Consider the following 16,144-nt stretch of genomic DNA (forward strand, 5'->3'; position numbering starts at 1 on the left):
ACGATTATGAATATTATGGTTAATTAAGGTTGCAGGCATATTAAACAATAGTCTTTGGTAAAGAGATATGGCTTTGAAGGGTAGGAAGGGAGAAATTTTCTGGCCTTATCGTCAGAATAATGCACTGATTGATATAATTAATACTCATGTTTGCTAAGTACTTCATTATGACTGTTAGAGGCAGTTTTTCTGCTTGATCGGGCTTGAAATCATGTTAAAGTAGGGCGATATCCGGCTGCTGACATTGGTTGATAATAGGCAGTTAACCCATACAATGGACACGAAGTTAAATAAAAGGGTATGTATATGAATGAAAAAAAGGTAGTTCATTATCTTAAGGATTATCAGGCACCAGAATTTGCCATTCCTACTATCAGTCTGACTTTTACGATAGAGAGTTTTTACACCAATGTGCTTAATCGCATGAGTATCGTGCCGAAAAAGTCACAGCAGCCATTGGTGCTAGATGGCAGTGCCAAATTGTTACAAGTGGTGATTAATGGCAAGGCTTTGTGTCCATATGAATATAATGTTGAAGATGAAAAGCTGACCATTCATACTGTGCCGGATGAACCGTTTCAACTGGAACTAACCACACGCCTATACCCCGATCAGAACAAAACTTTAATGGGGCTGTATGAGTCTGGTAATAATCTTTATACCCAAAACGAGCCAGAAGGTTTTCGCAAAATAACTTATTATTTGGATCGCCCAGATGTGATGAGTCAGTTTACCACGACCATTATTGGGGATAAGAAACGCTATCCCGTGATGTTGTCTAACGGTAATTTACTCGATAGTGGTGAACTCAGTAATGGACGACACTGGGTATGCTGGCGAGACCCATTTGCTAAACCTAGCTATTTGTTTGCACTGGTAGCTGGTCAATTATCTGTTCTGGAAGGAAGTTTTACCACGAAAAGTGGTAGAAAGGTTGCTTTAAAGTTTTACACCCGTCCAGAAGACAAGGCGAAAGCTGGCTTTGCACTTGAATCACTTAAGCAGGCAATGAAATGGGATGAAGAGCGGTTTAATCTGGAATACGATCTGGATATTTTCATGGTTGTGGCTGTGGGTGACTTTAATATGGGTGCCATGGAAAACAAAGGTCTGAATATCTTTAATACTAAATATGTGCTCGCCAGTAGCGATACGGCCACCGATGCAGATTTTGAAGCCATAGAAGCGGTGATCGGACATGAATATTTCCATAATTGGACAGGTAATCGTGTGACCTGTCGGGACTGGTTTCAGTTATCACTTAAGGAAGGTTTAACCGTCTTCCGCGATCAGGAATTTTCAGCCGATCGTGCCAGCAGAGCAGTACGGCGAATTCAAAATGTGCGGGTTTTGCGCAGCATGCAGTTTGCCGAAGACAGTGGTCCGATGGCACATCCAGTTCGCCCAGCTTCTTATGAAGAAATGAATAATTTTTATACCTTAACGGTTTATGAAAAAGGGGCGGAAGTGGTGCGCATGTATCACACCCTTCTTGGAGAAGCAGGATTTCAGAAGGGCATGCAGTTATATTTCCAACGTCATGATGGACAGGCTGTAACCTGTGATGATTTTCGTGCTGCCATGGCAGACGCCAATGGCGTTAATTTGGATCAGTTTGCGTTGTGGTACAGTCAGGCTGGAACGCCACAGGTAAAAGCACGCGGCGTTTACGACCATCAAAAACAAACGCTGACTTTACATTTACAACAGTCTATTCCACCCACTCCAGACATGACTGAAAAACAGGCAATGGTGATTCCGATAAAAATGGGGCTGGTGGGTCGTGATGGTAGTGTAGTGTCATTTCAGTTAGACGGTGAAAATAATACGATTACTGAAACAGTTTTAATTTTTAATCAACCTGAGCAGACTTTTGTACTGCATCAGGTTAATCAGGATGTCGTGCCATCATTGTTGCGTGGCTTTAGTGCGCCGGTCAGACTGGAATATCCTTATCATGATGAAGATTTGATTTTGCTGCTGGCGCATGATTCTGATCCATTTGCCCGCTGGGAAGCGGCGCAAACATTATATCGTCGTGCTGTTGCGGCCAACGTAGCGGCACTTCAGGCAGGTAAACCGGTTCCACATCATGTAGAACTGGCTAAAGCCATTGCCGCAGCGATGAATGCAGATCTGGATCCAGCCTTTAAAGCCATACTTTTGCAGATTCCGGCTGAGTCTGAATTGTGGGAAGATGCGCAGGAAATTGATCCAGGCTTATATGTTCAAGCACGCCAGGCATTATTACAAAATTTGGCCACCACCATAGAACATACATTAGCGCAGTGGCGTGATTGGGCGGAAACTCAGGAACGGCAAAGCAGCCATCCATGTGCGCAAGAATATTATCCAGACTTAGCCGGTATACGAAGTTTGTACAATACCTTACTAAGTTGGGGTGTACAGGCCAATTCGGCACTGCTAACACAAATACAGCAGGACTATGAACAACGTGCCACCAACATGACTCATGAGTTTGGGATGTTAACTGCGATTAATCATCTGCCTGAAACTGGTCGTGATCAGTTGTTGGATCGCTTTGCACAGCGCTATGCCAAAGATGATCTGGTCATGGATAAATATTTTAATCTGATCGGCTCAAGTCAGCGGGCAGATACTTTATCTCAGGTAAAGGCTGCTTTAGAACATCCTGCTTTTAGTCTGGAAAATCCGAATAAGGTTCGTTCCTTATTAGGCAGTTTCAGTCGAAACATTCGCCATTTTCATGCAGAAGATGGCAAAGGCTATCAATTTATTACTGATTACATCCTGCTAATAGATGCGTTTAATCCTCAGGTTGCTTCGCGTCTGGTACAGGCTTTCAATCTTTATAGTAAACTTGATTCAAAACGACGCATTTTGATGCAACAACAATTACAACGTATTCAGCAGCATCAAGGCTTATCTAAAGACAGTCGTGAAATTGTGGATAAAATCTTATCGATTTGAGTCAGACAAGATATTATCAATTTCTGGTAAAAAATCCTGTTGCTATGCAACAGGTTTTTTTTTATAGGTTCTATTTTCTAAATAATTTTATTCAATAAGATTTGATTGGCATGTCAATATGCAAATCAATGGATAAAATTGGATTGAATATTCTTTTTAATGCGTTCGAAATAATTACGTAGATATTAAGCAGTAACAAAATGTGTTCGCAATGTGTATAAATTTATTTAAAGTAGATTAAGCTTCGATCAATTTTTTTCCCAGATACTCATTGCCCTTAGTTATACCGGGTAACACAAAATAAAACCCACCACCAAACGGTTTAATATAGCGTTCCAGTGGTTCGCCATTAAGTCGGTTCTGGGTATCGATAAAGCCTTTTTTCAAATCATTTTGATAAGCTACAAATATTAAACCCATATCCATTTGACCAGATGGCAATACACCGAGTGAATAACTGAAGCTGCGACGCCGTAATTTGGCCACGTGACGCTCAGGTATACGCGGTTCTGCCCGGCGCATATGCGAATCAAATAAAATACGATCACCATGAGGGTCTTTATCCATTTGCGGATCGTCCATCTCATGTTTCATTCCCATTGGCGCGCCACTGTGCTTATAGCGTCCAAAATCGTTTTCCTGATCTTCAAGCGGTGTTCTATCCCAAAACTCAAGGTTGAAACGGATAAGACGAATGGCTTGATAGCTACCACCTAGACACCATGCTGGTTCATTATTGTTTTGTGTAACCCATACTAATTCATCCATTTTAGCGGTATCGGTATTGGCTGCATTGCCGCTACCATCTTTAAATCCAAACAGGTTGACTGCAGTAGTATGATTATCAATGTCGCGCGCGGGCAAAAAACCATCGATTTTCCATATGGGAATCATATATTTGTTTGTATGACTAATGATGTCACGCAAAGCATAAATGACGCTTTCGCGACTATTGGCACAAAACTGAATAGATAAATCACCACCACACCATTGTTTTTGCAGCCGATCATTGGGAAAGCGGGGCATGGGAATGAGTTTTTTGGGTTTTTTTTCTGACAGCCCAAAGCGCTGATCAAATAGACTGTGACCTACGGCGACAGTAATGGTTAATGAATCAGGTGAAAGACGCTGACCAAGCATGCCTGATTCAGCTGGGGGTAATTGATCATTTTTACCAGAAGGTATTTTCTGAGGCGTGGTTAGATAAGCAATCCTTTGCGAAAGAATTTGCAATAATTGTTGTAATTGTTTTGTTTGCGATACAGTTAAATTGAAGGCGACGAAAATCGCTTCTTTGGTGTCAGGTGTGATCACCCCTGCCTGATGTAGTCCATGATAATCGACTGCCTGATTATAATCATGACCACAACGTTCGTTGGCGTTGACTAATTTAGATGACGCGACGCTGGCCAGGCCGAGACCTCCAGCCATCAGTAGCTTCATGCCTTGGCGACGCTGTGGATTATCCAACACATCTTGCTGAACGGCAGTATATTTTTTTTGCATAGGATACCTTAGTGCTTATATTTATAATAAACCTGAACACCTAATTGTGATCTTAACTCAGCCAGCAGTTGCGCTAGTTCGCTAACAAGTGAATAGAGCTGGTCATGATCTGACTGACTGAGCAATTCAAATGATTGGTATTGTCCTTGAGATAACTGGTATTTTTTTAATATATTAAAAATTTGTTGATAATTTTGATTAATGCGACTGTATTGTGTCGCCGGTATGAATGGACGCAGGTAGCGGATAATTAACGCAGAACCCTGTATATTTGCCTCGATATCAGCTAAATCGCTATGACTATATTGATTTTCTAATCCCATCAATTTGGTTTTTAGAATCATCTCAGGAAAATCAGCTGCTGATTGGATAATTTTGGCGATCTCCAGTTCGTCGTTGGATACCCTTTTTTGTAAATCAGCCAGCTTATAATGCAGCGCAATCGCTTGGTTATGGGCATCAGTCAGGTTCTTGCGAGAAAACAGATCATATTCAAGGCGGTGAAATCCGACAAAAGCGTGGTCGTTTGCTCCGTCCAGATAATAATCTGCACGCGAGTTGATGGTTTCATCCGCATTGGCAAATAATTGGATAATGGTACGTACTTGCTCGTAGTGTTGATGTGCCAAGATATAATTGTGCTGGGCTGTTTGCAGATCACCTGATTGAGCAGCTTCAGCAATATGCTGTACATATCGTTGAGTGGTGTTTAACTTTTGTACCACTTCGCTTTGATAGGCGCGAATAGCGGGAAGATATTTACTCGGTGTAGGTATATCGCCTTTAGCAGGAACCGCATTACTATCAGTGATGATCGGTGCCCGTAAACCATGTGCTGGAGACAGTAAAGGGAAAAATATAAGGCCTAAGGCTATGAACGTCAGCTTTCTAGGCAGCATGATTTTTTTTCCTTAAAAATAATATGCCCATAATGAACCAGAAAATACCAAAGGTGATCACACTGATCCACATTGGTTGAGAACGGTAGGCAAACAGTGAAGAGGCCAGACTACCAATCAGCCCGCTGTCGTCGATAAATGCCGAAATATTCCACGCCGGACTGATGAGCCAGTCAGGAATTGCTACATCATGCTCCATCAGCAGGTTAGTACCATCTTCTACAGCCTTCAAACACAATGAGATAGCCAGAAACAGCAACACAATACTGGTAACCGTAAAAAACTTCTGCCAGCGGATAAAACGGCTGGTGAGAATAAATACGTAAAAGGTCAGGGCTGAAACGATAATGCCGATTACAACCGCCATCAGAAAGCTGGCATAATTGGTCTGATTGAGCTGCATAATCTGACCAGACAGAAAAACGACAATTTCACTGCCTTCACGCGCGATGGCAATGGCGACAATAAACAAAGCCCCCCACCATGAATCATGTGCCACCTGCTGCGCTATGTTTTTTTCCAGTACAGCTTTCATGTTTCGGTTGGCTTTGTTCATCCAATAAACCATTTGCACGATTAAGATACAAGCCAGAAAAGACATTCCCATTAGAAAATAAGTTTGATGATCATCGGTCAATTGTTTGAAAACCCCATTGATCACCAATGCAAGAATGACAGAAGTCAGTATGCCTAATCCTACTCCGCCGGCAAGATATTGCAGCCCTTTTTTACTGTTCTGATTGCGTTTGATCCACGCATATATAATGCCAATAACCAGAAGAGCCTCAAAGCATTCACGCCAAACGACAAAGATCACTTGTCCCATAAATTTATCCAGTAACTAAAGGGTTATTTAACGATTAATTGACCTTTAGGCTTATTAAGATGAAAATCATCAAAAAATATGTACGTACCCGGTTTTTTAGGGGCAATGACGATCACTGATGAGGCCCCAGGAGCCAACACTTTTTCTTTGATTAATTGGGTGCTTTCAAACTCGACTGGTCCTTTGCCAATATTGCTCACTTTGATGCGAATGATTTTATTAGCTGGGGCATTGAGAACCAGCGGGATCATGTCTCCATCTTTCATTTTAAGTTCTAGCGTCACCTTATCATCGGCTAAAGTAGAAAATGACGTCAGTGTGCTAACTAACATCAAGAAAGCAAATATAATTTTTTTCATAGCAAGTTAAATTGTGTCTGTGAAATTCGTCGGCAATATCCTTAGGGATCATCCTAATGATTGATCTTGAAGATAATCCCTAATTCAAGTAGGGTTTAATAGCTACCTTTTCTACCCACTCCGGCATAATCGAAGTCCCAGCTTACTTCGAACGGTTCAAACCATGGAGCTACTCCCGTTTCCTTATCTATATGTCGTGCCATCTGGTTTGCTGTTGGCGGAGAAATGCGGTAGGTAACACGATATTTGCCCAGACCTGCAAGTTTGATGTTGTCACCATAGTGTGGACCATCATTAGCCACCATTGTCATAAATTTGCCGGAATGGTTATAGTTGGCATTACGGTTTGGCGCACCTTTATTTAGTTTGGTGATGGTGTATTCGATATTCAGGTTTGGTATCCAATCACCTTCGGCAAAGCCATTGGGATTTCCTTCTGTGGCATGAATGTCAGCCTCCATATGCACATCTGCTTTACTGGCGGGTAAATGCATATTGCTATGATCCATCCCATCTGTATCCATAGTGATTGGGGGAAGATAGACCCCGGATATTTCCATCCCATTTTTAATAAAGGGTTTACCCATTGGATATTCTTGTGCAAGAGCAGACATAGACATAAATACAGCGCTGGCAATGATGATTTTCTGAAAAGACATGATTGATTCCTAGTTGATCAGCAAGGTTTAATCGAAGTAAAGGTCAACAATAATAGCGTTAATTCATGCTACTAAGTGATAAGTATTATCAATATACTCTGATTATTGTTAAATGAAAACTCTAAAACTACATTTGACTTAAAAAAATCTTATAAATTTCATACTATTGATAATTTTCTAGATAACTGACTGAATAATTATATTTTTTGCTGATATTTGTTGGATTATTGAGTAGTATAAAAATCCTATTTACCCATAGGTTATGTCGCTAAATCATTGGAAATGATATTTATTTTCTATATCCTTAGGCTAATTGGAGTGGGGATGTATTGGTCAGATTATGATGATCCAAAAAGAAACATTATTGGCATTGTTTCGTATGAATTAGTGATTGTAAAAGTTAGGTAGAAATAATTTATTAATTTTGTGTATATTGAAATCTAGAATATCAACACTGAAAGTGAATGGGTAAATATCCTAAAGTTCAATTCGGCTATTCTTAGGTTACAAATAAACTTTTGTTTTTTACTGGTTAGTTTTATGGATGGGCAGTTTGATAGGTCAGAAACTGAATTGTGAAAAAAATATTTGGATAGAGGAGATAGAGACAGGCATAGCGATTTAAATTCGATAAAGGATAAAGTTAATTAATTATTAAAGCGAGAATGGTAGGACACTTTTACTGCTATGATTTTGGCAAAATTGAAATGTGTACGATTGCTAATTGAGATGTTCAATAGTTGATGGAAATTTGGTTAGTGATGTGTTTGATTTTTGTTCACATTTTGTTTTTGATAAATAATATTATGATGAAATATTTTAAAATAAATTTTGGAATAAACATTTGTTCTTTTTTCTTCGCATAGTAAAAAATGTTGATAGGAATGATTTTCTTATCCAGATTGATGACATCACATTGGCTGAAAGTGAATGGATATGCAAATGTTATAGATTTTGTTTCGAGTGTAGAGGCAGCTGTAAGTATCAGCCTATGTAATAATTATTACAAATGCTAGAAAAGAGATGTTTAATCTGGACGGATCGAAAGTTTAAGATATTAAAGTGTTTGTTCAGTGGTTTAATTAGTTGGGTCGGTAACGGTTAGTTGCTCAGATTGATGAGTACTTATTTTGGTATTATATTTATTCTTATTGGGTATTGGACAGAATTTTAATTGAATTACGAAATTAGATATTAATTGATTTGAATGATTGAGTCTAGAAACTTTTAATCATAGTGGCATTTATAATTGCATCATGAAAACAGCCTATGGTTGGCAACCATAGGCTGTTTTTTTATTCCCGATTAAGCATGGCCGACCAAATTTGATGTGCTATCGGGGTTAACCCACGCCATAACAATGGTTGCCAGTTGTGTTGTTTACAAAATGAAAATACGCGTAATTCGGCTTCCATTGGGTTAGAACAGGGTTGGAAAACCAGATTACCTCTGTCCTGCCAGTCAGAATCTGCGCTGATGAGATAAGGTGACAAAATATAGGCAATATATTCCGTCATCTCATTCTTTTGTTGCTTCCAATGATTATTTTGTGAGGTAACCTGTTGTAGATAGTATGGAGCAAATGGTTGGGCTGATTGTAAGTTAGCACGTAATGCAGCTTTGATTTCCTGTATGCTGGGAGCAAGTTGATTCATGAAGAACCTCCTGTCGCTCTATGAACATACAGCCAAGGATTGATGCTGTAGAGGCTGTTTGTTTTGATTATTCTGAGATCACCAGCACAAGTTAATGAGCCTAAATAGCTCAACTGAAGTTTGTATTTAAATAATTTCCGTTTGTAGATACCCATTTTATTACTGCCTTTCTCTCTTTGGTCAAAAGCCGCTGTTTTGCTGTCAAACATAATTGGCGGCAGACATGTGGCAGGGTTGACAGACCGACAAAGAGAACCGGTAGGCGAAACGCCTCCCTGCCACTGTCAACCATGGAAGAGGAAAACAATGGGGGGGTACAGACAAAATTCTTCTGTAATGAGATAGCGGGGTATCTCTCTCTTTGTCAGCCTGTCAAAGCTGGCAGTGCTATTGAACACAGCGTGTTTATCTTGCCGTTAAAGCTTAATACTGTCAAATAACCGGCAATAACGTATTTTCACGGTGGTTACAATAGTCTTGGTCTCAGTTCAGCTAAGGCATTTGCGCTACCGTCATGCAAATACATTATAGTCAAATATGGTTTTATCATTCTAAATAATGTCTAAATGCAAATTTTTATTAATTGTTTTTGAGATGTTTATTTAGATCTTGTTTAGATAATATCTTTAGCTGATACAGCTGAAATACAGAGTATATAAGTACATCAGGTAGTTTATTTTAGTATTGATACCATTTCGTGAAAATTGAAAAGAGAATTCATATTGCAAATCTTTAAAACATGTAATCTCATGCAAAATTGTATATTACTATTATTGCTGCATATTTACTTTAAGAATTATGTGTTTAGGATTTTATTGAACAGATTACTTAGCGATGAGATGGGTGTTTATGATGACTTATTGAGCAGATAATTTAAATTATTTGATTGATTCGTTTGCTGCTAGTCCTCAGGTTTAAGGCGTTGATTAAACGAGCTAGGTACAAAATGATCATATCGTGATGTGGGTAGTTAGAATCAAGTTGCCGTGTTTTGACAAATAATGTTGAGGTATCACCACGAGGGTTGATCACGTACCCCTGAATGATTTGAATAGGGTTGTTCTGAATGAGATTGGGTTTGCATCTGGCTTAATCACTCATGGATGGGAACGCTTTTTGAATAATGGGTCATGTTTCGATTCATGATCAATGATGAGTAACCGCTTCAGAATGTCTCACATCCGGCAATGATGACAATGATATTATTGGCATTATGATCGATATAAGGTGAATTATAATGGTGCACAATATCGTTGATCTGCTCAGACGAAATAGGGTGATGAAGAAAAATATGTAACAGAGAATGTTGACTAATAGTTGAAGAATTATGGGTTCGATGCTTTTGTCTAAAAAATAAAATGGTTGCTTTTACACATAGAAAGAGTGTATTCATCATCATTGCATCTTGTCATCTTTGGTTTGTTCAGCTGAAAAGTGCAACTTTGCAGATTGCAATCTATTTTGGCATTGTTGAATCATTGTCATCATTTAGCTCAAAACCCATTTGATTTTGGGTTTTGAGCTTTATACCTTTAATCTTATCCATCTGAATTTTAAAAATCGTTTAAAAATTTTCCTTCAAATTAGTTTGTTTGATTATTTTATTGGTATCTAGATTTGAATTAAATTTAATAATGATCCAATTTTAGCCATTCTTTCTTCAACTTTTTTTGCCGCCCCATCTAATGAATATCCATCTTCAATTAATTCCTGAATAAGAATGATCTTTTTGATATTGGCCAAATCGAATTGACGTGATTTAGATTGCGGATCCACTGTTTTGATGATGCCTTTTTCTTCCCAATAACGCAATTTTCGTACTGGAATTTTAGTCATTTCAGAAACTTCTCCAATACCAACAATTACGGTTGATAGAAAGTCATCATAAGAATTTTTTAAGGAATTTTTCTCCATATCAAAACCCTATTTATACGCTGAGTCACAGCCTATTATAGTGCACAATATGTTTTTACAACAAATAATGTTGTACTCGGATTATAATTGAGCCTATAATCCAATAATTGTATTTAAACTACAATTATTGGATATTGAGAGCTCAAAATGAAATACAAATTAATGCTTGGTACTTTATGCATTCCTCTAATTGCACTTGCTGTGGTTACGCAACTGTATGTACTCATGCCGGTTTCAATAAATTTACTGCTTTTTGTACAACATGCAAGTGCTCAAAATATTGGACTATTAACCTCGTTATTTGGGATTTTCTACGCTATCGGATTGATTATATGGGGGAGTTTGTCCGATAGAATCGGTAAGGATTTAACTTTAATTATTGGTCTGTTGTTACTTGCTGGTGTCAGTTTTGTCGTGCCACTATTACAAGACTTCTATTTATTATTGTTTGCTCGTGCTGTTCAAGGTTTTTGTGCAGCTTCGTTTCCACCCGTTGCTTTAGCTTGGGTTTCGATCAATCTGCCTGAAAGCTCTAGACCTAAAGCCATATCAATGATCAGTTGCGCATTTTTACTTGCGGCAACGATTGGTCAATGGTTAGGGTCTTTCCTGATCACAAACACACTTTTTTATGCGATGTGGCTGTTAGGCGGTATTTATGCCTGTGGTGCCATTATTTTTTATTGCTACCGTTTAAAAGGTGAACAAAACAATCTTGCTTTACCCGGCACTTCGCTCTTATCTATATTTTCTAAGCTACCTAATATCCTGACCAATAAAAAATTGTTCCCAATATATATATGCTCGGTATTTGTTTTACTCAGTTTTGTCGCACTTTATTCGGTGTTACACCGTAGTTCTCTCATTAATTTGGTTCCAACTTTAAGAACCATCGGTATATTTGCCATGCTATTTAGTTTAACAGCTGGCTATCTCTTTAAATTGATTAAGCCAAGCTATGTACTAGCAATAGCATTGTGCTTGATGGCCATATCATTATTGATTCACACATTTTATTTGCTAGATTATCTGAACTCGCCTTTTATTCTCTATCTCTTTCATTTTATTTTAATTGTTGGTCTAGCCTATGCCGTTCCTTCCATGATCGTCTGTATATCAACACAATCAGAGTTAACAGACCGTGGTATAGCAACTTCTTTATATACCTGCATTTTATTTATTGGTGCAAGTCTAGGGGCATTCTTACCAACACTCTTCAATCCTCCTATTTTGTTAACAGTACTTTCGATTTTACTTTTGCTCTGCGCTATACAACTCATTATTAAGGATTTTTATTTATGACGAAACGGCTGATCGCGCTGATATTTGGATTATGTTTTTTATATTCATCCTACAGTGCACAACATTGGACTCGACCTAAGGAAAATACTATGAACGTTACACAATTAACCACGCTTAGTTCACAGCTTAAACCTAACTTACAACGGTTATTAAGCAATGATGAGCTCAATTTTAATTTAGTTTTAACTCATAAAGGAAAGCATAACCAACAAGCTGTGACGTTATATCGGTTTGAACCACAACAAACCATGCAACTAAACAGCCAGCATATTTCATTTTTACTTGATGATGAGTCTGGGAAATTACAAGGATTTGTTAGATTATTGCCGCAATATCAATCAACTCAAGAACAAGTGACTAAAGATAAAGCATTAGAGATTACGCTTAAATTTCTGCAAGAATTTGCTCCAGATTTATTAAACAATTATAAAAATAATTGGATTGATACCCATGATGAAGTGATTATGGTAGATGGGGGAAAAGTCAGTTTGACCGGAATGAAGGTTAAATGCCGTGATTTAAATACAGGTTTATACTTCTGGACGATTATTGCCCCAGATGGAAGCGTAATGGTTTTTGAAAGAGACGTAGAATGGGATTTTATTCGAGCAGGAAGACAAACACAGAAGTGGTTACACGATAGCTGGTTAGTTAAGAAATTATGAACAATTTTATTCAATTATGCTAATTGAATAAAAAATAAACCTCAACGAAAACTTAGTGTATCAGGGAAGTAGAAGTTATCGCTTTCTTGCTGCGTTTGCAGAGAAGATCTGCAGAAAAAAGGGCGACAAAATGCAGTAAATGAACTGGTAGCTTAACAAGGAAAATATATGATCATACAGCATCTAAGTATTGAGAATTTGATGCCTTGTAAATCTTTATGGCAAACTTTAGCTTTTCTTTGAGTGGTTTATAGTTTTGTGTATTTCAGATAACCGGAAAATTCGAAGGAACAGTGTGCGAACTAATCAGCTTTATAGCCTACTTGTTCGTACACTGTTTCGTACACTGTCATAAATTGCCGTGGTTATGCTCAATCCATACCGATATATGACTTGGAGTAATAGGTATCTAAGAATCGTTTTCAATTCCGCCTGTAAATAGATCATCCTTGTTTAGTTGTGCTATCTTAATAACCAATGTCTAGAAAAATTGATAACTAAAATAGAAATTTAAATCAGATTTGAAATTTTGCTCAATCATTTATTGTTAATAATAAGTAAATTATTTTTAATAATTTAAAATTGAAAACATCACATGCTTATACTCAATTGCCAAGCTCCTTTTTTCTTAAAAAGGAGCTTGCGGTTGTGAGGAAGTTATTAATAGGCTTTCAATTGATTAGAGTGTGTAAAAATGATGATGTTGTATGACATATCATTTAGGGTGTCAACTGTGTGAGGCATCAATAATAGATTAGAAAAATAAACGGCATTAAATCAAATTTGGCAACTTGAATGCTAATTCTGATTTTTGACCAATAAAGACTTACTGATGACCGACTAGCTTGAAAAAGACTCTATTACCGATGACTAGGTATTGCATCAGCTTCAAGTTTAGAGAATCAATAGACCGTCAATGTTCATTGATCATTAGGTTTGTTGGAAATGAAATTGTGTAGCAAGGAATTTACACGGGCAATTAGCTGATGGTTGGCTAATCATTTGAGGGTAATCAGGCAAAAAAAATAACCACTTTAAAGTGGTTATATGGTGGCCAGAGGCAGGATCGAACTGCCGACACACGGATTTTCAGTCCGTTGCTCTACCGACTGAGCTATCTGGCCATCGGGGAAGAGTGCGCATTTAACCAGATTTGTGCGCAGTTGGCAAGTATTTTCTAAGCAATTTGAGGTAGGTTGCTGTTTATTCATTGGAAAAATTCAGAAAATATTCAGTTAAATATTCCAGGTACAGACAGGGAGGGTTTAGCTAGTCATGTATATTGCGATGGGTATTGCAGTATTTGGCATTTAATTTCAGCTTTTAACTGGACGTCTGAACCCGACTGTATTAATGTAGATATTTTCAGTTGATCAATTGATACAATGGACAACCAAACAGCTGCACAGTGGGAAAATGGATGGTTGCAGTTATGCACGCATCTGCCTTCACCTAACTTTGCTCCGCGTTCCAATTCCAGTGATATTTCTATTGTTGTTATCCATAATATTTCTCTGCCTCCGTTTGAATATGGGCATGGGGCGGTGCAGCGTTTATTCACTAATCAGATTGATCAGCATGAAGAAGATGTTTTCCTGCGTTCTTTGACTGCATTGAGAGTGTCCAGTCATTTTTTTATCGAACGCGATGGCAAATTAACCCAATTTGTTTCTTGTCATGATGCTGCTTTTCAGGCCGGTATTTCTCGTTTTAATGCTAGAGAAGCATGCAATGATTTTTCAATTGGCATAGAATTGGAAGGCTGTGATTTTGAGCCATTTACAACAGAACAATATACTCAATTAACTTTATTGTTAAAGTCAATTTGTTGTTTTTATCCTATCCAAGCGATAATAGGTCATGAGCATATTGCTCCTGGGCGAAAAACTGACCCGGGACATTATTTTCAGTGGGATAAATTGCGTAAAGAAAATTTACCTATTGTAACAGATTATCAATGGCCAAAGGCTAGCTAAGCTGTCACAAAAAGCATTTTTGGTTATAATTCTATTTAATTGTTAATTTCATTGCGGTTGACGCAAATTGTTTAGTGGAAATGTAATGAGTGATTCTGTTTTGATTGCGCTGGTACTTGGAGCTGCCTTTATTCTGGTGGTGCTGGCCTATAATATTTTTCAGGAAAGCAAATACCGTAAACAATTGCGCGACCAATTTGGTCATGCCAATAAAGATGCCTTGCTAGATAGCTCGGTCAATTCAGTGCGTGACGGTGGTTCGATAGCAACTAAATCGTCAGCTCAAACTGCACCGCTGCAAAAAGACGAATCGACAGCTTTTGTTGCTGTTTCCACTCCTGAATCAGTAGTACAACAAACAGTGCCCCAACAGCCTGTTACCGAATCTGTGCACACAGCACAACCGGTACAAGATAATCCCAATCCTAATCAGGAAGTGGCCGAAAATCAACCGATTGGGCAAACTCAACCGTTGAACAAAAAGCCAAAAGAATTTTTGTCTCCAGCACAGTTACAGTCATTATCCCGTACTGCTCCGGTAAAAGGACGTAAACCTCTTTTGGATGTACGTGATATGTCCAAACAACCATTACCATGGTTCGACGCTCGCTTTGATTATCTGGCCTATATTGCTTTGTATGAACCCAAGGAACTCCACGCTATGCCACGCTTGAGTAGTCGCTCTCGCTTTCGGTTGGTAGGATGTACAATGGATGATCGCTATCAGGTTGCTGAGCCAATACCCAGTGTTTATTATCAAGGATTTGTGGTTGGATTACAGGCAATCAGCCGTAATGGCTTGGTAACCAAAGAGGAATTGATGCAGTTTGCTGAGCAAGCAAATAAGTTTGCCGAACAGATGGATGGCTTGCTGCTACTGACCGATATGGATGCATTTCTAAATGTAGCTCAACCACTTGATGATTTATGTGCTCGGGTTGATCAGACTATTGCCATTCATTTGGTTTCGCGCAGTAATGTAAGTGGTATGGAATTGCGCAATTCAGTGGAAAAACTGGGATTTGAGTTGGCTCATGATGGTGCATTTTATTTTAATGATACCAATGGTGAACCACTATTCAGTATTGTTACGTTAGACAATTCACCTTTTACCGGTAGTTTGTTAGCAAATCAAAATTATCGTGGATTCAGCATGTTATTTGATATAGTTCACATACCGAACGGTGAAAAATGTTTCGATCAGTTTATGGATATGGCTGTAAAATTATCCAGTCAACTTGGTCTGGATCTGGTTAATGACAAGGTAGAAGAGTTATCTACCGAATGGCTACGTGAAGTACGTCGCTATGTTATTGACCGCCAGAAGGAAATGAAACGGGTAGATATCATGCCCGGTGGTGAGTTGGCAAAGAGACTTTTTTCGTAACATTGCCTGAGATTGACATCAAAAAAATGGCAAGCCGCTTTGGG

Annotated in this window: 12 protein-coding genes and 1 tRNA gene; 5 read left to right on the forward strand and 8 right to left on the reverse strand. The window is 38.4% G+C overall.

All coding sequences use genetic code 11. The features are described from left to right. Positions 1-306: 306 nt before the first annotated feature. Positions 307-2,952 carry an aminopeptidase N gene (gene pepN / locus J3U68_RS01175; protein WP_267373678.1) on the forward strand — a complete coding sequence of 882 codons (2,646 nt, stop codon included), beginning with the start codon at positions 307-309 and terminating at the stop codon, positions 2,950-2,952. A gap of 237 nt (positions 2,953-3,189) precedes the next feature. Here the strand turns inward: pepN and efeB are convergent, their stop codons facing one another. The 7 genes from efeB to J3U68_RS01210 all read right to left on the reverse strand — a co-directional run bounded on the left by efeB (position 3,190) and on the right by J3U68_RS01210 (position 10,770). Further along, positions 3,190-4,458 (reverse strand): iron uptake transporter deferrochelatase/peroxidase subunit, encoded by a 1,269-nt coding sequence (efeB, locus tag J3U68_RS01180; RefSeq protein ID WP_267373680.1) that lies wholly within the window; start codon positions 4,456-4,458, stop codon positions 3,190-3,192. Positions 4,459-4,466: 8 nt separating this feature from the next. After that, the gene (locus tag J3U68_RS01185; RefSeq protein WP_267373681.1) at positions 4,467-5,357 is read right to left on the reverse strand and encodes an EfeM/EfeO family lipoprotein; all 891 of its coding nucleotides are present in this window, start codon (positions 5,355-5,357) and stop codon (positions 4,467-4,469) included. After that, positions 5,347-6,183, reverse strand: coding sequence for an FTR1 family iron permease (locus J3U68_RS01190; RefSeq protein ID WP_267373683.1), 837 nt, complete (start codon positions 6,181-6,183; stop codon positions 5,347-5,349). The genes J3U68_RS01185 and J3U68_RS01190 overlap by 11 nt, the downstream gene beginning before the upstream one ends. A 23-nt stretch (positions 6,184-6,206) precedes the next feature. Further along, positions 6,207-6,542 carry a cupredoxin domain-containing protein gene (locus tag J3U68_RS01195; protein WP_267373685.1) on the reverse strand — a complete coding sequence of 112 codons (336 nt, stop codon included), beginning with the start codon at positions 6,540-6,542 and terminating at the stop codon, positions 6,207-6,209. A 95-nt stretch (positions 6,543-6,637) separates the two neighbouring features. Continuing rightward, the gene (locus J3U68_RS01200) at positions 6,638-7,201 is read right to left on the reverse strand and encodes an iron transporter (protein WP_267373687.1); all 564 of its coding nucleotides are present in this window, start codon (positions 7,199-7,201) and stop codon (positions 6,638-6,640) included. A 1,295-nt stretch (positions 7,202-8,496) separates the two neighbouring features. Beyond that, positions 8,497-8,856 carry a hypothetical protein gene (locus J3U68_RS01205; protein ID WP_267373690.1) on the reverse strand — a complete coding sequence of 120 codons (360 nt, stop codon included), beginning with the start codon at positions 8,854-8,856 and terminating at the stop codon, positions 8,497-8,499. A gap of 1,611 nt (positions 8,857-10,467) precedes the next feature. Continuing rightward, the gene (locus J3U68_RS01210) at positions 10,468-10,770 is read right to left on the reverse strand and encodes a MerR family transcriptional regulator (protein WP_267373692.1); all 303 of its coding nucleotides are present in this window, start codon (positions 10,768-10,770) and stop codon (positions 10,468-10,470) included. 147 nt (positions 10,771-10,917) lie between these two features. Here J3U68_RS01210 and J3U68_RS01215 point away from each other — a divergent pair, with 147 nt between their 5' ends. Next, the gene (locus J3U68_RS01215) at positions 10,918-12,072 is read left to right on the forward strand and encodes an MFS transporter (protein ID WP_267373694.1); all 1,155 of its coding nucleotides are present in this window, start codon (positions 10,918-10,920) and stop codon (positions 12,070-12,072) included. 89 nt (positions 12,073-12,161) lie between these two features. Next, positions 12,162-12,737 (forward strand): YcdB/YcdC domain-containing protein, encoded by a 576-nt coding sequence (locus J3U68_RS01220; RefSeq protein WP_267373696.1) that lies wholly within the window; start codon positions 12,162-12,164, stop codon positions 12,735-12,737. Positions 12,738-13,785: 1,048 nt separating this feature from the next. On the opposite strand, the gene J3U68_RS01225 is transcribed toward J3U68_RS01220, so the two are convergent. Continuing rightward, a tRNA-Phe gene (locus J3U68_RS01225) sits at positions 13,786-13,861 on the reverse strand. Positions 13,862-14,122: 261 nt separating this feature from the next. Between J3U68_RS01225 and ampD the strand changes: the two genes are divergently transcribed. Continuing rightward, positions 14,123-14,713, forward strand: coding sequence for a 1,6-anhydro-N-acetylmuramyl-L-alanine amidase AmpD (ampD, locus tag J3U68_RS01230; protein WP_267373698.1), 591 nt, complete (start codon positions 14,123-14,125; stop codon positions 14,711-14,713). A 100-nt stretch (positions 14,714-14,813) separates the two neighbouring features. Next, the gene (locus tag J3U68_RS01235; protein ID WP_267376175.1) at positions 14,814-16,100 is read left to right on the forward strand and encodes a cell division protein ZipA C-terminal FtsZ-binding domain-containing protein; all 1,287 of its coding nucleotides are present in this window, start codon (positions 14,814-14,816) and stop codon (positions 16,098-16,100) included. The last annotated feature ends 44 nt before the right edge of the window (positions 16,101-16,144 follow it).

This window comes from Snodgrassella sp. B3882 (assembly GCF_026535915.1).
In the GTDB taxonomy this organism is placed as follows: Bacteria; Pseudomonadota; Gammaproteobacteria; order Burkholderiales; family Neisseriaceae; genus Snodgrassella.

Coding starts and splice junctions, on each gene's coding strand:
- J3U68_RS01210 (WP_267373692.1), bottom strand. CDS start 10,770: ATGGAGAAAAATTCCTTAAAAAATTCTTATGATGACTTTCTATCAACC.
- pepN (WP_267373678.1), top strand. CDS start 307: ATGAATGAAAAAAAGGTAGTTCATTATCTTAAGGATTATCAGGCACCA.
- J3U68_RS01195 (WP_267373685.1), bottom strand. CDS start 6,542: ATGAAAAAAATTATATTTGCTTTCTTGATGTTAGTTAGCACACTGACG.
- ampD (WP_267373698.1), top strand. CDS start 14,123: ATGGACAACCAAACAGCTGCACAGTGGGAAAATGGATGGTTGCAGTTA.
- J3U68_RS01190 (WP_267373683.1), bottom strand. CDS start 6,183: ATGGGACAAGTGATCTTTGTCGTTTGGCGTGAATGCTTTGAGGCTCTT.
- J3U68_RS01220 (WP_267373696.1), top strand. CDS start 12,162: ATGAACGTTACACAATTAACCACGCTTAGTTCACAGCTTAAACCTAAC.
- J3U68_RS01200 (WP_267373687.1), bottom strand. CDS start 7,201: ATGTCTTTTCAGAAAATCATCATTGCCAGCGCTGTATTTATGTCTATG.
- J3U68_RS01185 (WP_267373681.1), bottom strand. CDS start 5,357: ATGCTGCCTAGAAAGCTGACGTTCATAGCCTTAGGCCTTATATTTTTC.
- efeB (WP_267373680.1), bottom strand. CDS start 4,458: ATGCAAAAAAAATATACTGCCGTTCAGCAAGATGTGTTGGATAATCCA.
- J3U68_RS01215 (WP_267373694.1), top strand. CDS start 10,918: ATGAAATACAAATTAATGCTTGGTACTTTATGCATTCCTCTAATTGCA.
- J3U68_RS01205 (WP_267373690.1), bottom strand. CDS start 8,856: ATGAATCAACTTGCTCCCAGCATACAGGAAATCAAAGCTGCATTACGT.